This is a genomic window from Paraburkholderia sp. SARCC-3016 (assembly GCF_031119615.1).
Taxonomy (GTDB): Bacteria; Pseudomonadota; Gammaproteobacteria; order Burkholderiales; family Burkholderiaceae; genus Paraburkholderia.
The window spans coordinates 132,403-153,006 of the sequence record NZ_JAVHZD010000014.1 but is presented as its reverse complement, the minus strand read 5'-3'; the positions used below and the strand labels follow the sequence as shown (position 1 = coordinate 153,006).

Annotated in this window: 16 protein-coding genes; 10 read left to right on the top strand and 6 right to left on the bottom strand. The window is 66.2% G+C overall.

What is annotated here, in order from left to right; genetic code table 11:
- The first annotated feature begins 266 nt into the window (after positions 1-266).
- Together QYH69_RS16080 and QYH69_RS16075 are read left to right on the top strand one after the other, a co-directional pair.
- On the top strand, positions 267-833 hold the full coding sequence (locus QYH69_RS16080; protein WP_308832847.1) for a GNAT family N-acetyltransferase: 567 nt from the start codon (positions 267-269) through the stop codon (positions 831-833).
- Between the two features lie 181 nt (positions 834-1,014).
- The gene (locus QYH69_RS16075; RefSeq protein WP_308832846.1) at positions 1,015-2,307 is read left to right on the top strand and encodes a hypothetical protein; all 1,293 of its coding nucleotides are present in this window, start codon (positions 1,015-1,017) and stop codon (positions 2,305-2,307) included.
- 143 nt (positions 2,308-2,450) lie between these two features.
- Here the strand turns inward: QYH69_RS16075 and QYH69_RS16070 are convergent, their stop codons facing one another.
- The 3 genes from QYH69_RS16070 to QYH69_RS16060 all read right to left on the bottom strand — a co-directional run bounded on the left by QYH69_RS16070 (position 2,451) and on the right by QYH69_RS16060 (position 6,995).
- Entirely contained in the window at positions 2,451-3,152 is a 702-nt protein-coding gene (locus QYH69_RS16070; protein ID WP_374992428.1) for a DUF2968 domain-containing protein, read from the bottom strand.
- Between the two features lie 285 nt (positions 3,153-3,437).
- Positions 3,438-5,054, bottom strand: coding sequence for a gamma-glutamyl-gamma-aminobutyrate hydrolase family protein (locus tag QYH69_RS16065; RefSeq protein ID WP_308832844.1), 1,617 nt, complete (start codon positions 5,052-5,054; stop codon positions 3,438-3,440).
- 183 nt (positions 5,055-5,237) lie between these two features.
- Positions 5,238-6,995: a cation:proton antiporter gene (locus QYH69_RS16060; protein ID WP_308832843.1), complete on the bottom strand. Its 1,758-nt coding sequence runs from the start codon at positions 6,993-6,995 to the stop codon at positions 5,238-5,240.
- Positions 6,996-7,164: 169 nt separating this feature from the next.
- Between QYH69_RS16060 and QYH69_RS16055 the strand changes: the two genes are divergently transcribed.
- From QYH69_RS16055 to guaD, 7 genes are all read left to right on the top strand, one after another.
- Positions 7,165-8,541: an amidase gene (locus QYH69_RS16055; RefSeq protein WP_308832842.1), complete on the top strand. Its 1,377-nt coding sequence runs from the start codon at positions 7,165-7,167 to the stop codon at positions 8,539-8,541.
- Positions 8,542-8,801: 260 nt separating this feature from the next.
- Positions 8,802-9,308, top strand: a complete 507-nt coding sequence (locus QYH69_RS16050; RefSeq protein WP_308832841.1) for a disulfide bond formation protein B — start codon at positions 8,802-8,804, stop codon at positions 9,306-9,308.
- A 367-nt stretch (positions 9,309-9,675) separates the two neighbouring features.
- Positions 9,676-11,211, top strand: coding sequence for a xanthine dehydrogenase small subunit (gene xdhA / locus QYH69_RS16045; protein ID WP_308832840.1), 1,536 nt, complete (start codon positions 9,676-9,678; stop codon positions 11,209-11,211).
- Positions 11,212-13,659, top strand: coding sequence for a xanthine dehydrogenase molybdopterin binding subunit (gene xdhB / locus QYH69_RS16040; protein ID WP_308832839.1), 2,448 nt, complete (start codon positions 11,212-11,214; stop codon positions 13,657-13,659).
- Positions 13,660-13,868: 209 nt separating this feature from the next.
- Positions 13,869-14,882 carry a xanthine dehydrogenase accessory protein XdhC gene (gene xdhC / locus QYH69_RS16035; RefSeq protein ID WP_308832838.1) on the top strand — a complete coding sequence of 338 codons (1,014 nt, stop codon included), beginning with the start codon at positions 13,869-13,871 and terminating at the stop codon, positions 14,880-14,882.
- An 84-nt stretch (positions 14,883-14,966) separates the two neighbouring features.
- Positions 14,967-16,016 carry an adenosine deaminase gene (locus tag QYH69_RS16030; RefSeq protein WP_308832837.1) on the top strand — a complete coding sequence of 350 codons (1,050 nt, stop codon included), beginning with the start codon at positions 14,967-14,969 and terminating at the stop codon, positions 16,014-16,016.
- A gap of 50 nt (positions 16,017-16,066) precedes the next feature.
- Complete coding sequence (guaD, locus tag QYH69_RS16025) at positions 16,067-17,404, top strand: guanine deaminase (protein ID WP_308832836.1); 1,338 nt, start codon at positions 16,067-16,069, stop codon at positions 17,402-17,404.
- Between the two features lie 24 nt (positions 17,405-17,428).
- Here guaD and QYH69_RS16020 read toward each other — a convergent pair whose 3' ends face one another.
- Positions 17,429-18,679: an NAD(P)/FAD-dependent oxidoreductase gene (locus QYH69_RS16020; protein ID WP_308832835.1), complete on the bottom strand. Its 1,251-nt coding sequence runs from the start codon at positions 18,677-18,679 to the stop codon at positions 17,429-17,431.
- Positions 18,680-18,809: 130 nt separating this feature from the next.
- Between QYH69_RS16020 and QYH69_RS16015 the strand changes: the two genes are divergently transcribed.
- Positions 18,810-19,556 carry a class I SAM-dependent methyltransferase gene (locus QYH69_RS16015; protein ID WP_308832834.1) on the top strand — a complete coding sequence of 249 codons (747 nt, stop codon included), beginning with the start codon at positions 18,810-18,812 and terminating at the stop codon, positions 19,554-19,556.
- A 123-nt stretch (positions 19,557-19,679) separates the two neighbouring features.
- Here the strand turns inward: QYH69_RS16015 and QYH69_RS16010 are convergent, their stop codons facing one another.
- Together QYH69_RS16010 and QYH69_RS16005 are read right to left on the bottom strand one after the other, a co-directional pair.
- Positions 19,680-20,147, bottom strand: coding sequence for an excinuclease ABC subunit A (locus tag QYH69_RS16010; RefSeq protein WP_308832833.1), 468 nt, complete (start codon positions 20,145-20,147; stop codon positions 19,680-19,682).
- A gap of 20 nt (positions 20,148-20,167) precedes the next feature.
- Positions 20,168-20,596 (bottom strand): signal peptidase, encoded by a 429-nt coding sequence (locus QYH69_RS16005; protein ID WP_308832832.1) that lies wholly within the window; start codon positions 20,594-20,596, stop codon positions 20,168-20,170.
- Positions 20,597-20,604: the final 8 nt, after the last annotated feature.

The window sequence follows — 20,604 nt, the reverse complement described above, 5'->3', positions numbered from 1 at the left end:
GGTATCTGCGCCCGGCGCGCACATGCAACATGCAACCAGCGGCACGCGGCACGCGGCACGCGACATATGACACGCGGCACGCGGCGAGACGAAGCAGCAATCGGTCAATGCCTGCCCGCGCAATAGTACGCAAACCGGGCGCTCACATCGGACGTACGCGAAGCTGGCGGCGACGCAGCGCGGCCCATAGAATCGTTCTACGCACGCCCGCGCTCGCACGACCCTCGTAGTCGTATTTATTGCAAACTTCCGCCCGATCCGCTTCGATGTATTCCACCTCTTCACTTTCGTTGCGCGCGGCGAGTGCAGCCGACGCCGATCTGATCGCTTCGATTCACGCAGCCAGCTGGCAGGCGTCTCACCGCGGCTTAGTGCCCGAAGCGTTCCTCGACAGCGAAGTCGTTCGCGAACGCGCGACCTATTGGCACGCGCGGATTGCGGCGCCCGGCGCGGAGCGGCGCCTCATGCTGATCGCGGAACGCCGCGCCCAGCCGATCGCTTTCGCCTGCGTCGAACGCCAGCCGGGTTCGACGTGGGGCGCACTGCTCGACAATCTCCATGCGCTGCCCGCGCATCAACGCACCGGCGCCGGCAGCCTGCTCATGCATGCGGTCGAGGACTGGGCGCGCGAGCACGGCGAGACGCAGTTGTGCCTCTACGTGCTCGAGGGTAACGCCGCGGCGATCCGCTTCTACGAACGGCGCGGCTGGCGGCTGTCCGGCGCCGAGCCCGATCGCGTGGGCGGAGCCGACATCACGATGCTGCGGTATCTGTATCGACTCGGCGACCTCCCGCAAAGTCGCGCAATCGATAGCCCCGCGCTGCGGTTCTGATCCCCACCTGTTTTAGGACTCGTCTGATCGAGCACGCGAAGCTGCCACGGCATCATCACGCCACTCGTCGGTTTTTTTGAGACACAGTCGATCCCAGGAAAGCCGACACGCGTGTCCAGCCAGCGCTTGTCCTTCCCCGGCACGGCCACGCATCTCTTCTCAGATGGAGGCTTGCCGAGCAATGTCGACGAATATCCCTTTCACGCTGGTCGAAGGCGCAGTGGCACTGCCGCCACTGCGTCCGCTAGGCCCGCTTTCTCGAACCCTCGGACGCGAATGGGCGCTGCTGCCGCCTAACGTCAGCTTGCGTGTCGAACTGAAGGCGCTTTATGCGGCGATGTTGCGCACGTTCTGCCTGTCGTCGCAGGCGATCCGGTCGATGTGCCGATGGGAGCCGCTGAGCGCGCAGAACGACGCAAGCGACGCGGGCGACGCAGCGCTTGCGACAGCGGTCGGCGCCTTGTCGCAGCGCGACAAGGCGCCGACCGTGCATGCGTCGTCGCACGCCGCCGGCGTTGCGGGTTCGCCTGCCGCGACGGCGGGCGTAAAACCCGGCGCCCGTCCTCTCCCCTACACGCCGCGCCGCACATCGAATCTGAAAGCAGGCAGCGCGGTAGCAATCGGCGGCGCGGCCATGCTTGCGTGGATCGTGCTCGATCATCCGCATCGCGAGTATGTAAACAGCGCAGCGCCCGCAGCAATTGGAGCGGCATCGTCGCGCGCGGCGCAGCATGCCGAACCGTCGAAGACGGTTGCGATCGCGAGCGTCGATCAAGCTGGACACGCGGCATCGGCAGGCAACCCTTCAACTGATCTCAACGGCTCCGCGAACGTCGAGACGCGCGTGGTCCAGGCCGCAACTGTCACGAATCCGCAGCCGGCCGCGTCGCCGCAAGTCGTGGTCGCATCGCAGCTGCCTTCGTCCGGGCTCGCGCAGGCGGCCAGGCCGGCATTGGGCACAGCGACCGTCGCAAGCGGCGAGCGCCCGATAACGCAGAATGTCGCCGTCAAAGCAGTCACGGCGACGGCGACCACGACGTCAATCGCACCAGTCGCCATCACGTCGCCCGAAGCGGCGTCGCGCGAAGCCGCACCCGTTGCAGCGCGTCGCAGCAGTACCGCGGCGGCGACGAGCGCAACGGAGACAGTCTCGACCTGGACCGCTCGCCACGCCGCAGCGTCGGCTGAAACGACCGTGAGCCGCGCGGCATCGGCGAGCGCAAAGCCATCGGCCGCCGGCAACTATTCGCCGTTTGCGCCGTCCGTAACTGTGGATGGCGACTACGAATCGGTGACAGCGTCCGCCCGCACCTACAGCAGCGACGGTCCAGACGGCACGACCACCGCGAACATCGCAGTACAGCAGCGTACGCAAGCGATGCCGCGCAGCAATGTGGACACAAACGACACATCGTGGATGGGCCGACTGTCGCAGCGGCGCGTTACCGAAGTCCCGGAGCTGTTCTCCCAGTGAGCTTCATTCGAGGCTTCCCGCTTTTCCACTCTCGGGCGCACGCAGTAACCAACCTGTACGCGCGTTCTCGTTAGCCCCATAGCAAACAGCCCGGTACGCGACACGCACCGGGCTGTTTGCATTCCCACGCTTCGATCAGACGCTCACTCCCGCGCCGCAGGCAACCCCGCCTCGGTTTGCTGCTGCAGTTGTTGAATCTGCTGCTGCAGTTGACGCAGTTGCGCTCGCGCCTTGTCCTTCTCGTCGCGCAGCGCGAGCGCATCGCCCTGCGCCTGGCGCTGATATTCGAAGACCTTCGCCTGCTGGTCCCGCGCAATATTGAGGTCCGCCTGCAGCCGTTTCGCGCGATCTTCGGACAGGCCGATCATCCGTTCGATATACGACTTTTGTGCCTGCAGCTTTGCGCGACGGATTTCGACGTCGGCGAGTTGCTGCGTCTCGCGAGCGAAGCTGCCGTAGATTTCCTCGGCACGCGCGTCGTCCTGCAGCTTGATCACGCGCCAGAAATGCTTGTCCTGAAACAATGCGACGTAGTAGGTCAGCTCGGGTGCATAGAAAAATAGCGATGCGCCGTATCCGCCGTTGTACGTCGTGCGCAACTCGTTCAACGACGCGCCTTGTATGAGCCGCGTCAATTCGGCGACGTCGCCCTGCGTGACGGGACCGCTGGCGTAAACGGAGTTCGCACTGCCATTGACCGCGGCCTGCGCGGCCAGTGACGCCGCCGGTGACGCGCCTCGCGCCGTGAGCGGCAACAATGCGCTCTGCACGTCGATTGCGCCCGAGCTCGCCGGCTCTGCCTGCGCGGCGGCTGAGGCGCACGCCCAATCGCATTGCAGCACCATGCTGCCGGCTGCGAACAGCACGATGCGCCGAATTGATAAGGGGTACTTCTTCACTGCATGCTCCATGCGATTCCAGAAACAGTTGCGGATTATCGCGCGGATTGGCAGCGAAACGACCAGGCGAGTCGGGACTTTAAATTGAGATAAAACAATGCGTTAGGGATGCAGCCGCGACGCAACCGGACTGCCGCCGCGGCTCGACCGCCGACGCGTAACTGGAACACCGTCGGGACCCCTGTCGGCACGCCCGCGCGACCGCTCAGCGGCCGCGCGTATCGAAAACAATCAGAAGCGCGTTTCCCGCGCGACGCGCAGAAACGTATCGAGCAGCGGCGTGCAATCGAGCAGCTCGGCGCCGCCCGCGCGGTGAAACTCCGGATGCCATTGCACGCCGACCACGAATGGCGCGCGCCGGTAGCGCACCGCCTCGATGATGCCGTCTTCGGCCGATACCGCCTCGATATTGAGGTCGCGTCCCAGCACGTTGACCGCCTGGTGGTGAATCGAGTTGACGATCGCTTCGCGCCGGCCGGGAAACATATTCGCGAGCGTCGAGCCGTCGGGGAAATGCACGGCGTGCCGGTGCTGGTCGTATTGTTCGTTCACGTGCACGCCGGCTGTCGGCACGTCGGTTGCGATATCCTGGTACAGCGTGCCGCCGAACGCGACGTTGATGAGCTGGCAACCGCGGCACACGCCGAGCACGGGCTTGCCCGATTCGACGAACTCGTGCAGCAGCTCGAGCTCGTACATGTCGCGCACGCGGTCGCCGGGCCACTCGGGGCGCATCCCGGCTTCTGCGTACGATTGCGGCGACACGTCCGCGCCGCCTTGCAGCAGCAGGCCGTCGAGATTCTTCGCGTAGTCGCGCAGACGGATATTGCTCGGGTGCAGCATGCCCTGATGGCCGACGGTCGGAATCATGAAGACGAGCACGTCGCGCGACATCACCCAATGCGCGATCGATTCCTCGAGATACTGGAGCGTCTTGCCGCGCAGCCCTCGCGCGCCCGGTTCCGGGTGGAAAAGCCGCGCCGACACGCCGATACGCAGCGTGCGCTGTGTAATGCGCTGCCCCGCGCGATCGAAAATCTGCCGCGCGCGCGCAGCGAGCACGCGGCCGAATACCGACCACGCGGAATCGCTGCGCTTCAGATACGCGGGCTGGTTCGGCGGAATCGCCCCCGGCGGCGGCGGATGATAGGCGCCGAAATCAGGCGCCGCGCCGAAGCCGGGCGGCGGCGCACCGGGCGCGCCGTCTTCGCGCGCGACGCTGCTTGCGGCTGCCGCCTCGACGGCGATCTGGGCACTCGATGCGGCCGCCGCAGCCTGCACACTCGCGGCATCGGCGGCGGCAGCGGCCGCGGCGGCGTCGCGTGCCGAGGGATGCGGGGCCAGTTGTGCGCTGGTGTCGGGACTTGCCGGCGCGCTCACCGGCGAGCCTACCTGAGGACTCACTGCGGGACGACTCGCCGCGGGCTTCGCCGGTTCGGCTGCAACGGCCGACCGTTGTCCCCGCATCGGCGCCGGACGCTCGACGCTCGACGCGCTCGACGCGCTCGACGTATTGGCGGCCGCGCGGCCCTGATACATTTCCGCCGTTTGCTGCGCGTTCTCGCGATGCACATCCGCGCCCGCCCGTGGCGCCGCGCCCGTAGGCGCAGACCCGGACGCAGGCGGAGCCGCGCCGTCGGGCGTGATATTCGATGCGCTTTCGGGGGAATCGGTAGCTGCGGCTTCCTTGGCCGCCGGCGGGGTCGATGCTGCCGGAGTTGCTTCGGGCTTCGAACCGGCTTGCGGGCCCGGCTGCCCACCGGGCTTCGCTGCAGCCGACGTGGATTCAGCAGTGGCAGCGGATGGCGTGCCGGACGGTCCGGCGTTATCTGGCGTGTTTTCGCTCATGACGATGTGTCAGGCGCGCTTCGATGCGCGAACGAAATGAACATGGTTCGATTATCCGCCAGGGTTCGATGACGGGCAAACCGGCACACAATTCGTCACATCCGCTCACACTGAGGTTCACACAGCGTTACATCGCGTCACGGCGCTGCGACCCCGCATGCGCGCATCGACGTAAGCACAACGTCATGGATCGGGCCGCTCATCGAGCGTCTCGCGCAGCGCGATCTGCATCGATGCATGAATGCGCACGAACCAGCGCCAAAGCGCCGTGACGAGCAGCGCGGCGCAGACGAGCACGACGATCAGCAACCCCGTGGGCGGCAGGATCGTGCCCGACAGCGCGGCAACGAGCAGGAATACCCCGACCATCGACACCACCGGCACGAGATCCGAAATCGCATAGCGCAGCGCGCGCGTCAGAAGGCCAGCCTTGGCCGGCTGCACGCTGACTTCGGCCAGCAATAACGCGAGCGACTTCGTCTTCCGGTAGACCGCGACGAGAAACGGCATCGATATCACGAGCGCCGCGCTCCACAGCACGACGCGCTGGATCGCTTCGGCCGGCATCCAGCCCGCCAGCAGTCTGCTCGCGAACGGCGCGCCATACGAAGCGCCGAGAAAGATCGCCACGACGAGCGCCAGATTGACCGAGATCTGCAAGATGATCCGCCGCGTCAGACTGAAGACAGTGGGTTCGCCGTTCGTCGGCCCGAGGCTGCCGAGCCACTGACCATACAGTCCGAACATGTTCGCGACCGCCCTCGGCATCGCCTCGCCGACGCGCCGCGACAACGGATCGGCGGCGCGGATCAGATAGGGCGTGAAGAGCGTCGTCAGCGCCGACACGGCCACTGCGATCGGATACAGAAACGCGCTCGTCACCTTGAGCGTGAGCCCAAGCGACGCGATGATGAACGAGAACTCGCCGATCTGCGACACCGTCATGCCGACGCGCATCGCCGTGCGCCCGTCCTTGCCCGCGAGAAAGGTGCCGAGCCCGCACGACACGATCTTGCCGACGATCACTGCGACCGTGATCACCGCGATCGGCCATGCGTAGTCGACCAGCACGGCCGGATTCAGCATCAGGCCGATCGTGACGAAGAAGATCGCGGAAAATGCGTCGCGCAATGGTGCGATCAGATGTTCGATGCGATGCAGATGGCGCGACTCGGCCATGATCGCGCCGATCAGAAACGCGCCGAGCGCGATGCTGTAATCGAGCTTGACGACGAGCAGACAGAACGCGAAACAGAAGCCGAGCACCGACACCAGCAGCATCTCGTCGCTCTTCGAGCGCGCCACGTAATTGAGCGCGCGCGGTACGACGAGAATGCCGATCACGAGCGACACCGTCATGAACAGCAGCAGCTTGCCGAGCGTGACGAGCGCGACGCCCGCCGACAGCTCGCCGGTCTGCGCGATGCCCGACAGCAGCACGAGCATCGCGATGCCGAGGATGTCCTCGACGATCAGAATGCCGAACACGAGCTGCGCGAAGCGCTCGCGCTTGAGGCCGAGTTCGGAGAGCGCCTTCACGATGATCGTGGTCGACGAGATCGCGAGGATCGCGCCGAGAAAAAGCGCGTCCATCGACGACCAGCCGAATGCACGGCCGATCTCGTAGCCGATCCACAGCATCAGCACGATTTCGGAGAGCGCGGCGACGATCGCCGTCGCGCCGACGCGAAACAGCTTGCGCAGGCTGAACTCGAGCCCGAGCGAAAACATCAGGAAGACGACGCCGAGTTCCCCGAGCGTCTGAATGGTCTGCTGATCGTGAATCAGCTGAAACGGCGGCGTATAAGGCCCGATGATCACGCCGGCTGCGATATAACCGAGCACCACCGGCTGCTTCAGGCGATGGAACAGTACGGTGACGACGCCGGCCAACGCCATCACGACCGCCAGATCCTGAATGAAGCCGATGCCATGATGCATAGCCGCAACCCTTACAGAAAGTAAACTTCGAGTGGCGATGGTATCGCACAAATTATTAACCGCGCGCGGTCGTCAATCGGCCAGCGGTCGTTTTAATGGACAGGTCACAATAAGGGCCGTTTAGCCACTCCAGCCACTCCATCGCGATTCCTTCTCCGCGCTTCCAGCCATGACCACTGAATTCACGCCCTTCCCGCCGCTCGCCCAACTCGCCGCCGATCTCGCCGCCGGCCGCACGACGAGCCGCGCCCTGATCGAAACCGCGCTCGAACGTATCGCCGACCCGGCAGGCCAGGGCGCGACCGTATTCGTCGACGTCGATGCGGCAGGCGCGCGCGCCGCCGCCGATGCGCACGACCGGCTGCGCGCGGCCGGCACCGTGCTGTCGCCGCTCGCGGGCATCCCGGTCTCGATCAAGGACCTGTTCGACATCGAAGGCCAGCGCACGCGCGCCGGCTCCCGCGCGCTCGCCGATGCGCCGCCGGCGCGCGCCGACGCGGTCAGCGTCGCGCGCCTCAAGCGCGCGGGCGCGGTGCTGGTCGGCCGCACCAACATGAGCGAGTTCGCGTTTTCGGCAGTCGGCCTGAACCCGCACTTCGGCAATCCGCTGTCGCCGTACCGGCGCGACATGAAAGGCGACGAACGCGTGTCGGGCGGATCGTCGTCGGGCGCGGCGGCGTCGGTGGCGGACGGCATGGCGGCCGTCGCGCTCGGCACCGACACCGGCGGTTCGATCCGTGTGCCCGCATCGTTCTGCGGGCTGACCGGCTTCAAGCCGACCGCCGCGCGCGTACCGCGCGAGGGCGGCGTGCCGCTCTCCACCACGCTCGATTCGTTCGGCCCGATCGGCGTGTCGGTCGCATGCTGCGCGCTCGTCGACCGGATGCTCGCCGGGCTCGAACCGGTCGTTCCGGCCGCCCGGCCGCTCGAGGGCGTACGGCTCGGCGTGCTGACGAACTACGTCAACGAGGGGCTCGACGCCGAAGTCGAAGCGGCAATCGACGCCGCGCTCAAACACCTCGAAGCGGCCGGCGCGATCGTCTCGGAAGTGCGCTTCGCGGCGCTCGACCGCCTGCCCGAGATCAACCGCATCGGCTTTTCGTCGATGGAGGCGTATGCGTGGCATCGGCCGCTGCTCGAGCGGCACCGCGACGAATACGACCCGCGCGTGCTGTTCAGGATCATGAAAGGCGAGGCCGCGAGCGCGGCCGACTATCTCGACCTGCTCGCCGAACGCGCTGCGATGATCGCCGAGGCGCGGACACTGTGGCAGCGCTTCGACGCGCTCGTCGCGCCGACCACGCCGATGGTGCCGCCGCGCGTCGCCGATGCGATGCGCGACGACGAGACGTTCTTCAGCATCAACGGCCGCATTCTGCGCAACCCGAGCGCATTCAACTTTCTCGACGCATGCGCGTTGTCGCTGCCGTGCCATCCGCGCGGGTCGGCGCCGGTCGGGCTGATGCTCGCGGGCGCGCCGTACGCCGACGACGCGCTGCTCGCGCTTGGGCGCGGGGTCGAGGCGGTGTTGAAGACGATCCGCTGACGGGCCGTCGCGCGACGTGCCGCCCGCGCCGGACAAGCGGGCGGGGCGGACGTTTGCCGGTCGCCGGCCCCGCTCTCACGACGACGCCGCGATGCGAGCCCCGCCGACGGCGGCCCGCGCATGGCCGCGCATGGCCGCGCATGGCCGCGCATGGCCGTCCCGCGGATCGGCAGGCGTCACGGTGTTCGCGCTAGAATCGCGGCACCTGTCCCGGTTGCACATCAGGTTTCCTGCCGGGATCCACGCAACGCTACCGACCCATGTACAACGACAACGCCCTGCTGCGCCGCGAGCGCAATCTGTTGGTCCTGCTTGCCCTGATCTGCGTCGCGCTGGTGGGCGGCGCACTGTATCTGCAGTTCGTCGAGCATCAGGACCCGTGCCCGCTGTGCATCATCCAGCGCTATTTCTATCTGCTGATTGCGATCTTTGCATTCCTCGGCGCGCGCCTGCGCGGCTGGCGCGGCGTGCGTCTGCTCGAAGTGCTCGCGCTGCTGTCGGCCGCCGGCGGTGTCGTGACGGCCGCCCGGCACGTCTATATCCAGGCACATCCGGGCTTCAGCTGCGGGTTCGATGCGCTGCAGCCGATCGTCGATGGCTTGCCGCCCGCGCGCTGGCTGCCGTCCGTCTTCAAGGTCGCGGGCCTGTGCGAAACGCCGTATCCGCCGATCCTCGGCATTTCACTGCCCGGCTGGTCGCTGATCGGGTTCGTGCTGGCGTTCCTCGCGCTTGCCATCAGTCTGTGGCGCCACCGGCGCGCCGGGTAAAAAGTGCCCCCCGGCGCCGTCGGCCCGGGCAGTCGTCGCTTTCCGATGCGCGAACACGCCGGTGTTCGCGTAAACACCTGGCCGTGCGCCTCGCCTGCGCCGCGCGCCGCCGGCCTTTCGCATACTGGCCGTGCAGCCTTGCGCAGCGCGGCTTCCGGCGTTTCCCGCCGGTTCTGGCGCACGCTTGCGGGAACCATGACCGGGCACGCATGGCCGCACTTGAATAGCCTTCATCACCGTCGAGGAATATTTTCGAGACGAGGTGGTGCTATCTTCGCAACAAGGATGGCGATCTACGTGCGCGAGCCCGGCCAATGCGGGCCCATGCGTAACGCGCGCCCGGTCCGCAATGTCTTTCCGATTTGCCATGACAAAGCACACCATCCGCTTCTACCGCCAGGGCGCCGTGCACGAGGTGCGCGACGTGCCCCCGACACGCACGGTGCTCCAGCATCTGCGTGAGGATCTACGCTGCACCGGCACGAAAGAGGGCTGCGCCGAAGGAGACTGCGGCGCATGCACGGTCGTGATCGGCGAATGCGGTGCGCATGGCGCGCTCGAGCTGAAGGCCGTCAACGCGTGCATCCAGTTGCTGCCGACGCTCGACGGCCGCGCGCTTTTCACCGTCGAAGACCTGCGCGCCGCCGACGGCGCGCTGCACCCGGTCCAGCAGGCCCTGCTCGACTGTCACGGCTCGCAATGCGGGTTCTGCACGCCGGGCTTCGTGATGTCGATGTGGGCGCTCTACGAGAACCAGCCGGCCGATGCAGGCTTGCCGACGCGCGAGGCGATCAACGCAGCGCTCTCGGGCAACCTGTGCCGCTGCACCGGCTACCGGCCGATCGTCGAAGCGACGCAAAAGATGTTCGACTATCCGCGCGTCGCGCTCGACCGCGCCGCGCTCACGCGCGCGCTCGAGTCGATCGAACGCGACGGGACCTTCGAATACTCGGGCCCCGACGCGCGCGGCGCCGGATTCGGCACGCCGACGTTCTACGCACCGCTGAGCGTCGCTGCGTTCGCCGAACTGCGCGCGCGGCATCCGCACGCGCGCATCGTCGCGGGCAGCACCGACGTCGGCTTATGGGTGACCAAACAGTTTCGCGATCTCGGCGATCTGCTGTTCATCGGCAACGTCGCCGCGCTAAAGACGATCGAACGCGATGCGCAAACGCTGACGATCGGCGCCGCCGCGTCGCTCGAAACGGCTTATGCGGCGCTGGCCGTCGATTATCCGGAGCTCGCGGAACTGTGGGCGCGCTTCGCGTCGTTGCCGATCCGCAATGCCGGCACGCTTGGCGGCAACGTCGCGAACGGGTCGCCGATCGGCGATTCGATGCCCGCGCTGCTCGCACTCGATGCGCAGGTCGTCTTGCAGCGCGCGTCGAACATTCGAACATTACCGCTCGACGCGTTCTATACCGGTTACCAGAAAACGGCGCTCGAAGCAGGCGAATTCGTCGCGGCGATCCGCGTACCGCGCCCTGCGACCGATCTGCGCTTTCGCACCTACAAGGTGTCGAAGCGTTATGACCAGGATATTTCCGCGGTATGCGGCGCCTTCGCGCTGCACATCGCGGATGGCGTGGTCGCGCAGGCGCGCATTGCGTTCGGCGGCATGGCCGCGACGCCGCAGCGCGCGCGGCACGCCGAGGCCGCGCTGACCGGCGCCGCGTGGGACGAAGCGGCCGCGCACCGCGCGATGGATGCGCTTGCCGCCGACTACGAGCCGCTCACCGATATGCGCGCATCGAGCGGCTACCGACTCAAGGTCGCACGCCATTCGTTGTGGCGCTTCCATCTGGAAACGCGCGACGATGCACCGCTGCCGCTCGTCGACGTCAGTGCGTTCGCATACGGCGCGCAACCCGAAGCAAACGCGGCGACGAAGGAGGTTCTGTAAATGGACCAGGCCACGCGCGCCACCGCCACCGGCGAAACCGCGATCGGCGTTGCGCTGCCGCATGAATCGGCCGCGCTTCACGTCAGCGGCGAAGCGACTTACACCGACGACATTCCCGAACTGGACGGCACCTTGCACGCGGCACTGGGCCTGTCGCGCCATGCGCATGCGCGCATCGTGTCGCTCGATCTCGACGCCGTGAAGAACGCGCCCGGCGTCGTCGCCGTGTTCACCGCCGACGACATTCCCGGCGAAAACAACTGCGGCCCCGTCGTCCACGACGATCCGATCCTCGCCGACGGCGAAGTGCTGTATCTCGGCCAGCCGGTCTTCGTCGTGATCGCGACGAGCCACGACCTCGCGCGCCGCGCGGCCGCGCTCGCGAAAAGCGACGTCGTGCGCTACGAACCGCTCGAAGCGATCCTGACGGCTGCTGAAGCGAAGGCGAAAAAGCAGTTCGTGCTGCCGCCGCTGCATCTGAAGCGCGGCGCGCCCGCCGAAAAGATCGCGACCGCGCCGCACCGGCTGACAGGCACATTCGAAGTCGGCGGCCAGGAACAGTTCTATCTCGAAGGACAGATCGCGTACGCGCTGCCGAAAGAGATGGACGGCATGCACATCTACAGCTCGACGCAGCATCCGACCGAAATGCAGCTCGTGGTCGCGCATATGCTCGGCTGGCCCGCGCATAGCGTGGTCTGCGAATGCCGGCGCATGGGCGGCGGCTTCGGCGGCAAGGAATCGCAATCGGCGATTTTCGCGTGCATCGCGGCGCTCGCCGCGTATCGGCTGCGCCGCCCGGTCAAGCTGCGCGCCGACCGCGACGACGACTTCATGATCACCGGCAAGCGCCACGACGCGGTCTACGAATACGAAGCCGGTTTCGACGATCAGGGCCGCATCCTCGGCGCGCGCGTCGACATCGCGCTGCGCGCGGGCTTTTCGGCGGACCTCTCGGGCGCCGTCGCGACGCGCGCGCTGTGCCATTTCGATAACGCGTACTACCTGTCAGACGTCGAAATCGTCGCGTTGGCCTGCAGGACCAACACGCAGTCGAACACGGCGTTTCGCGGCTTTGGCGGGCCGCAAGGCGCGCTCGTGATGGAAGTGCTGCTCGACGATATCGCGCGCCGGCTCGGGCTCGATGCGCTCGACGTGCGCCGCGCGAATTTCTACGGCATCGGCGAGCGCGACGTGACGCCGTACGGACAGCGCGTCGAAGACAATATCGTGGAGCCGCTCGTCGACGAACTCGTCGCCTCGAGCGGCTATCGCGCGCGGCGCGCCGCGCTCGCCGAACTGAATGCGCGCAGCCCCGTGCTCAAGCGCGGCATCGCGCTGACGCCGGTCAAATTCGGCATTTCGTTCAATGTGCCGTTCCTCAATCAGGCCGGCGCGCTCGTGCATGTCTACAAGGACGGCTCGGTGCTCGTCAATCACGGCGGCACCGAAATGGGCCAGGGGCTCAACACGAAAGTCGCGCAGGTGGTGGCCAGCGAGTTCGGCCTGCCGCTGTCGCAGGTGCGCGTGACCGCGACCGACACGTCGAAGGTCGCGAATACGTCGGCGACTGCCGCGTCGACCGGCAGCGATATCAACGGCAAGGCCGCCGAAGATGCCGCACGCAAGATACGCGAACGACTCGCCGCAGTCGCCGCGAAACTGCTGGGCGGCGATGCGCAAAGCGTGAGGTTCGCGCGCGGCCACGTCGACGCGAACGGCGCCTCGATGCCGTTCGCGCAACTCGTCAACGCGGCGTACCTCGCACGCGTGCAGCTGTGGTCCGACGGCTTCTACGCGACGCCGAAAGTACACTGGGATGCAAAGACGCTGACCGGCCATCCGTTCTACTACTTCGCGTACGGCGCGGCGGTGTCGGAGGTGGTAATCGACACGCTGACCGGCGAATGGAAGCTGCTGCGTGCGGACCTGCTGCATGATGCGGGCCGCTCGATCAATCCCGCGATCGATATCGGCCAGATCGAAGGCGCCTTCATTCAGGGCATGGGCTGGCTCACGACCGAAGAGCTCTGGTGGAATCGCGACGGACGCCTGATGACACACGCGCCATCGACGTACAAGATTCCGGCGGTCAGCGATACGCCCGCTGCATTCAACGTGCGACTCTACCGGAACGAGAACGCGGAGCCGACGATATTCCGGTCGAAGGCGGTCGGCGAGCCACCGTTATTGCTATCGTTTTCAGTGCTGCTTGCGATTCGCGATGCGATCGCCGCGGCGGCCGGCGCCGCGCACGGCGAGACAAGCGAAGCCCCGCCGCTGCGCGCGCCCGCGACGCCCGAAGCGATCCTCGATGCGCTCGATGCAATGCATGTGGACGCAACGAACCCGGCGCGCCAGAGTCGAAACAGCGAACCGGCAGTAACGAAATCGCCCGTTGCACGAGCGGCCGCAACCGCACGAACCGGGACCGACAGCACCGTGTAATCGCGTCGTTGCGGCACGCATCGTCGCGGGTGTCTTGACCCGGCTTGCAACGCACCGATCGGAACGCCGATTGCAACGCCGATTGCAACGTCCATCGCAACGGACATTGCGGCACCCGAAGCATCATGCGCCACGCGCCGCGAGCGTGCAGCGCACCGATCAACCGGGCCGCGGCCACACCGCCGCGGCCTCGCATGGAGAACAGCCGAATGCATGCGTGGCTAACCGACCTGCAACACCTGCTCGCGCATGGCGACGCCGTCGTGCTCGTCACGGTCGCACGCGCCGAAGGCTCGGCGCCGCGCGAAGCCGGCACGAAGATGATCGTCACGCGCGAAGCGGCAAGACACACGATCGGCGGCGGGCATCTCGAATGGAAGGCGATCGAGACCGCGCGCCAGGTGCTGCGCGACGGCATGCGCACGCCGCATACACGCCGCCTCGAACGCTTCGCGCTCGGCCCGAGCCTCGGGCAATGCTGCGGCGGCGCGGTCGTGCTCGCGTTCGAGCGGCTCGACGTCGGCGATCTCGGCTGGGTCACGTCGCTTGCGAAACGGATCGCGGCGGGCCAGTCGACGGTGCGCAGCGTGTCGTTCGGCCCCGCGCGCGATGCAGTCATGCTGTCGGACCCGGAGCCTGGCGTCGAAAGTGCCGATTGCCTGCTGTGGGACGGCGCGGGCTTCGACGACAGCGGCGCGCTGCTGACCGAAACCATCGCCCCGCGCGACTTCGCAGTCGTGCTGTTCGGCGCCGGCCACGTCGGCGCCGCGCTCGTGCGCGTGCTCGGCACGCTGCCGTGCCACGTGCGCTGGGTCGACGAACGCGACGCGCAATTCCCGCCGCCCGGCACGCTGCAGGCCGACAACGTGACGATCGACGCGAACGACGCCCCCGACGAAGCCGTCGATCATGCCGCGCCGAACACGTACTTCATCGTGATGACGCACGACCATCAGCGCGATCTCGCGCTCGCCGAGCGCATTTTGCGGCGCGGCGACTTCGCGTTCTTCGGCATGATCGGCTCGCATTCGAAGCGCAAGCAGTTCGAACACCGGCTCGCCGCGCGCGGACTCGATCCGGCGCGCATTGCACGCATGCAGTGCCCGCTCGGCGTGGAAGGCATCGACGACAAGTCGCCGGAGACCATCGCGATTTCGGCCGCGGCGCAGGTGCTGCGCGCGGTCGAAGCGAACGCACACGCCGCGTCCGCGCAGACTGCCTGACCGGCACCCGGCACCCGGCACGGCACAAAGCACGGCAGCGAAGCACGGCATCAAACCAACCAGAAACCCACGAAGGGCCGCCCCATGACCACAACCACCGCCCCACGCACAGCGCTCGCCGAAAAGGTTGCGCGCGCACCGAAAGCCGAATTGCACATCCATATCGAAGGATCGCTCGAGCCCGAACTGATTTTCCGGCTCGCGCAGCGCAACGGCGTGAAGCTCGCTTACGAATCGATCGATGCGTTGCGCGCCGCGTACGCCTTCACCGACCTGCAGTCGTTTCTCGACATCTACTACGCCGGCGCGAGCGTGCTGCTCGAAGAAGAAGACTTCTACGATATGACGATGGCCTATGTCGAGCGCGCGCTCGCCGATCATGTCGTGCACGCCGAGATTTTTTTCGACCCGCAGACGCACACCGAACGCGGCGTGCCGATCGCGACCGTCGTGGCCGGCATCGAACGCGCGCTCGCAAACGCCGAACGCCGCGGCATGTCGAGCAAGCTGATTCTGTGCTTCCTGCGGCACCTGTCCGAAGACGAGGCGCTCGCCACCTTCGACGCCGCGCTGCCGCTGTTCGATCAGTACGCGCACCGGCTCATCGGCGTCGGACTCGATTCTTCCGAGCGCGGCCATCCGCCGTCGAAATTCGAGCGCGTGTTCGCGAAGGCTCGCGCCAAAGGACTCAAGCTCGTCGCGCATGCGGGCGAAGAAGGACCGCCGTCGTACATCTACGAAGCGCTCGATCTGTTGAAGGTCGATCGCGTCGATCACGGCGTGCGCTCCATCGAAGACCCGGCGCTCGTCGCGCGCCTTGCGGATGCGCGCGTCGCGCTGACGGTGTGCCCGCTGTCGAACCTCAAGCTCTGCGTCTTCGACGATCTGACGAAGCACACGCTCAAGGATCTGCTCGATCACGGCGTCGCCGTGACCGTGAATTCGGACGACCCCGCTTACTTCGGCGGCTATGTGAACGAGAACTACCGCGCGACGATCGAGGCACTCAAGCTCACCGACGACGAGGTCTATACGATCATCCGCAACGGCTTCGACGCATCGTTCGTCACGCCGGGCGAGCGCGACGCGCTGATCGCGCAACTCGATGCGCACTGGCACGCGGCCGCGAACTGAACGCGCCGCATGGCATCGATCCCACAATACAGACGGAGACAAGTCCTGTCATGACTCAATCGGCTTTTCGCGCACAACTGCTGACGTTCAACGGCGATCCCGCGCACTCGCCCAATGCAGCGGTCTTCGATGAAGACGGCCTGCTGATCGTCGAAGACGGCCACGTGGTCGCGGCGGGCGCATATGCGGCGACGGCGCCGCAACTCGCGCCCGGCACGCCCGTGCAAGAGATGCGCGACAAGCTGATCGTGCCGGGCTTTATCGACACGCACATTCACTATCCGCAAACGGACATGATCGCGTCGCCGGCGCCGGGGCTGCTGCCGTGGCTCGACAGCTACACCTTTCCGACCGAGCGCGGTTTCGAAGACCCGGCGGTCGCACGCGATACCGCGCGCTTTTTCGTCGACGAACTGCTCGCGTGCGGCACCACGACCGCGCTCGTCTACTGCACGGTGCACAAGGAGTCGGCCGACGCGCTCTTTGAGGAAAGCCATGCGCGCAATCTGCGGATGGCGGCCGGCAAGGTGCTGATGGACCGCCACTGCCCCGAGTTTTTGCGCGACACCGCGCAAACGGGCTACGACGACAGCGCGGAACTGATCGGCCGCTGGCATAACAAGGGGCGCCAGATGTACGCGCTCACGCCGCGTTTCGCGCCGACCTCGACCGACGAACAGATGCGCGCGTGCGGCGAACTCGCGCGCCGGCATCCGGACGTGTTCATTCAAAGCCACGTCGCGGAGAACACCGACGAAGTGAAGTGGGTCGCCGAGCTGTTTCCCGGGCATCGCAGTTATCTCGACGTCTACGACCACTACGGGCTGCTGCGTCGTCGCGCGGTATACGGCCACTGCATCCACCTCGACGAAGCGGACCGCAAACGGATGGCCGAAACCGGCGCGATCGCGGCGCACTGCCCGACTTCGAACCTGTTCCTCGGCAGCGGCCTGTTCGATTTCGCGCAGGCCGACGCCACCGGCATGCCGCTTACGCTTGCGACCGACGTCGGCGGCGGCACCTCGTTTTCGATGCTGCAAACGATGAACGAAGCGCACAAGGTTGCCGCCCTGTCGGGCTACTACCTGAGCGCCACGCGCATGTTCTGGCTCGCGACCGCCGGCGCCGCAGAAGCGCTCGATCTCGCCGGCCAGGTCGGCACGCTCAAGCCGCGCACCGAAGCGGACTTCGTCGTGCTCGACCCGCAAGCGACGCCGCTGCTCGCGCGCCGCACGTCGCGCAGCAACACGCTGGAAGAACTGCTGTTCGCGTTCGCGCTGCTCGGCGACGATCGCGCGGTGGCCGAGACCTATGCGGCGGGGCAACGCGTGCATCGGCGCGGCACCCCACGCGAGCATCCAGTGAGGAAAACGAAGATCGCCGCGTAAGCGTCGCGCCGCAGCGCGGTGGCGCTAGCTCGCCATCGCGAGCACCGTCTGATGCAAGGTATAGAGACGCCGCACCGGGTCGGCGACGTACGGGTTCGATTCGTCCCACGCATATCCGGCCAGCACGGCGCTGATCATGCGGCGGATCGACGGCGTCTGGTCTTCATAAAAGACGATGTCCTGCAGTTCGCCCGTATACCAGCGTTCGACGAATGCACGGAACGTATCGATGCCTTTGCGCAACGGCCGGTCGTAAGCATCGTGCCAGTCGACCGTTGCGCCGTTCAGTTGCCGCACGAGCGTATGAACCGCGAGATGCGCCGAGCGCATCGCGATCGTCACGCCCGATGAGAACACCGGGTCGAGGAACTCGCCCGCGTTGCCGAGCAGCGCATAGCCAGGACCGTGCAGGCGTTCGACATTCGCCGCATAGCCGCCGATGCGGCGCACCGGCATCAGGAACGGCGCATCGCCGATCAACGCGGCGAGCGTCGGTTCCGCGCGCACGAGCGCGCGCAACCGCGCGTCGCGCTCCGCTTCCGGCACATCGAGAAAACTCGCCTCGGCTACACAGCCAACCGAGACACGTGCGCCCGCGAGCGGAATCATCCAGTACCACACATTGCGATGCTCGGGATGCACGGCGACGACAATCTTGTTGCGGTCGTATGTGCCGGGCGGATTCAGATCGCGTGCGTGCGTGAAGATCGCAGCGCGCGTCGGCATACGCGTCGGCGCTTCGAGATTCAGAAGACGCGGCAGGACACGCCCGAAACCGCTTGCGTCGAGCACGAAGCGCGCGGATACGCGATAGGCATGGCCAGCTTCATCGCTGACCTCGAGCGCCGGTGCATCGCCGGTCTGCATGGCCAGCACGGTATGGCCGAAACGCACGTCGGCGCCCTGCCCGATCGCGCAGCGGATCAGAATATCGTCGAAGGTCGCGCGTTCGACCTGATAGGTCGTGCCCCAGCCAGCCGTATGCTTGTCGCGGAAATCGAACGCCGAGACGCGTTGGCCACGCACGAACTGCGCGCCGTTCTTGAACTGGAAGCCGGCTTCGACCACGGCTTGCAGCATGCCCGCCTCTTCGAGATACGCCATGCTTTGCGGCAGCAGGCTTTCGCCGATCGAAAAGCGCGGGAAGTGCTCGCGCTCGAGCACGAGCACCGCATGACCCGCACGCCGCAGCAACGCAGCGGCGAGCGCCCCTGAAGGACCGGCGCCGATGATTGCGACGTCGGTGACGACTTCGTTTGTATTCCCGATATTCATCGTTTTTCTCTGTTCGTCAAATTTTCGCTGCGTTCACAACGATCTGCCGCGGCGCCCGGCCGGCGCCGCGATTACAATGACGCGCACTCGCACAATCAAACCTGCTTTCAGACCGACCACGGGGAACCCAATGTTGTCGACCGACACTTCCAGCGTGCAGTACGTGCCCGAATCGGCGTTCGGCGTCTGGTTTCTGCGTACCCATACGTGGGAACACCATGTGCTGCGCGTTGCCATCAACGACCTGAAACGGCTGATCGACACACCGTTGCCCGAGCATCCGGTCATCGTCGATGCGGGCTGCGGACAGGGCATCTCGTTTCGTCTGCTCGCGCAAACGTTTCATCCGTCACGCATACTCGGCGTCGATTTCCACGAGCCGTCGCTCGAGCTCGCGGCGGCGGCTGCGCACGCGTGCCGCAACCGCCATCCCGCGACGCATATCGAACTGCTGCACGGCGACTGCGCGGCGCTGCCGGCGCCCAACGAAAGCGCCGACATCGTGTTCTGTCATCAGACCTTCCATCACCTCGTCGAGCAGGAACGCGCGCTCGCCGAATTCCACCGCGTGCTGAAGCCCGGCGGCGTGCTGCTGTTCGCCGAATCGACCGATGCATACATCAAATCGTGGGTGATCCGCCTGCTGTTTCGTCATCCGATGCATGTACAGAAAAGCGCGAATGGCTACCTCGACATGATCCGCAACGGCGGCTTCGCGTTCGCCGAACGCAACGTGTCGCTGCCTTATCTGTGGTGGAGCCGCGCGAAGGATTTCGGACTCTTCGAGCGGCTCGGGCTGCATCGCCCGCGGCCCGGCAAGCGCAGGGAAACGCTTGTCAACGTCGCGGCGGTGAAGCGCGCCGATCAGGATCGCTGATCAAGACCGCGTATCAAGACCGCTTGCCAAGTCCACCTGACAGGCCACCTTGCGGCAGCTCGACGAGACTCGACGAAGCGCGACGAGCGCATCATGCACGGCGGCATGCCCCGGCCGCCCGCGTTACTTCCTGAGCGTCACGACATCGCCTTTCAGCGCGACGCCCGCTACGACCGCACCTGCGCCGCAAGTGAAATCGGTCGCGCTCTCGTGCAGCTCGTTCTTGTAGTTGCTCTTGATATTGATCACCGCATTGCCGCCTTCCTTGCGCGCGCGTTCCTGCAACTCGAGCACCGCCGAGAGGAATACGTGCTGACACGCGGCCTCATCGCTCTTGCCGAACGCGTTGGTCTTCTTGTTGGTCGCGAATTCGCCGATCGTCTTCACCACCGACGGATGGCGCTGGCCCGCGAAGTACAGCGCAACGTCGTCGCCGACCTTGCCCGGTTCGCTTTTCAACGCCGCATCGATCGAAAAGGTTTCGACCGAATCGCGCGCGTACGCCTGCGACGTCGCGCCCGCGGCGCAGACGCCGGTCACTGCGACAACAACCAGTGCATGTTTCAGCTGTTTTTTCAGTTCGTGTTGCATGCCATTCTCCCGGTTGGGTTTCACTTCGAATCGAGCACGGCCACATCGCCGCGCACGTTGATGGATGCCGCGCTCGTGCTTAGACCGCACGTGTACGCGGTATCGGATTCGGTTTCGGTGCTGTGAAAACGCGTCGTGATATTGATCACCGCGTTCGCCTGATGATCGTGCGCGTAGGCGCGCAGCTTCTGCAGCGCCTCGGCGAGCGCCTGATCGCACGACTGCGCGCGGTCGTCGCTGCGGCGGGCGATGCGCGCGGACTGCGTGCGCTCGCCAAGCGTGCGTTTCACTTGCGGATGCGGCTGTTTGCCGAAATAAAGCGCGACGTCGTTGCCCGGTGCGCCGCGGTCCGTTACCGGTGGCAGAGGCAACGATTCGATATGCGTTGCACAGCCGGCTTGCGTGAAGGTGACGACAGCCAGCACCCCGATCATGCTTTTGACTTTCATTGTTGTTG

Bases quoted from the DNA above. Each gene is read 5' to 3' on its own strand.
- QYH69_RS16005 (WP_308832832.1), bottom strand. From the start codon at position 20,596: ATGAAAGTCAAAAGCATGATCGGGGTGCTGGCTGTCGTCACCTTCACG.
- QYH69_RS16015 (WP_308832834.1), top strand. From the start codon at position 18,810: ATGTTGTCGACCGACACTTCCAGCGTGCAGTACGTGCCCGAATCGGCG.
- xdhB (WP_308832839.1), top strand. From the start codon at position 11,212: ATGGACCAGGCCACGCGCGCCACCGCCACCGGCGAAACCGCGATCGGC.
- QYH69_RS16030 (WP_308832837.1), top strand. From the start codon at position 14,967: ATGACCACAACCACCGCCCCACGCACAGCGCTCGCCGAAAAGGTTGCG.
- xdhA (WP_308832840.1), top strand. From the start codon at position 9,676: ATGACAAAGCACACCATCCGCTTCTACCGCCAGGGCGCCGTGCACGAG.
- QYH69_RS16010 (WP_308832833.1), bottom strand. From the start codon at position 20,147: ATGCAACACGAACTGAAAAAACAGCTGAAACATGCACTGGTTGTTGTC.
- xdhC (WP_308832838.1), top strand. From the start codon at position 13,869: ATGCATGCGTGGCTAACCGACCTGCAACACCTGCTCGCGCATGGCGAC.
- QYH69_RS16020 (WP_308832835.1), bottom strand. From the start codon at position 18,679: ATGAATATCGGGAATACAAACGAAGTCGTCACCGACGTCGCAATCATC.
- QYH69_RS16050 (WP_308832841.1), top strand. From the start codon at position 8,802: ATGTACAACGACAACGCCCTGCTGCGCCGCGAGCGCAATCTGTTGGTC.
- QYH69_RS16055 (WP_308832842.1), top strand. From the start codon at position 7,165: ATGACCACTGAATTCACGCCCTTCCCGCCGCTCGCCCAACTCGCCGCC.
- QYH69_RS16060 (WP_308832843.1), bottom strand. From the start codon at position 6,995: ATGCATCATGGCATCGGCTTCATTCAGGATCTGGCGGTCGTGATGGCG.
- guaD (WP_308832836.1), top strand. From the start codon at position 16,067: ATGACTCAATCGGCTTTTCGCGCACAACTGCTGACGTTCAACGGCGAT.
- QYH69_RS16075 (WP_308832846.1), top strand. From the start codon at position 1,015: ATGTCGACGAATATCCCTTTCACGCTGGTCGAAGGCGCAGTGGCACTG.
- QYH69_RS16070 (WP_374992428.1), bottom strand. From the start codon at position 3,152: ATGGTGCTGCAATGCGATTGGGCGTGCGCCTCAGCCGCCGCGCAGGCA.
- QYH69_RS16065 (WP_308832844.1), bottom strand. From the start codon at position 5,054: ATGAGCGAAAACACGCCAGATAACGCCGGACCGTCCGGCACGCCATCC.
- QYH69_RS16080 (WP_308832847.1), top strand. From the start codon at position 267: ATGTATTCCACCTCTTCACTTTCGTTGCGCGCGGCGAGTGCAGCCGAC.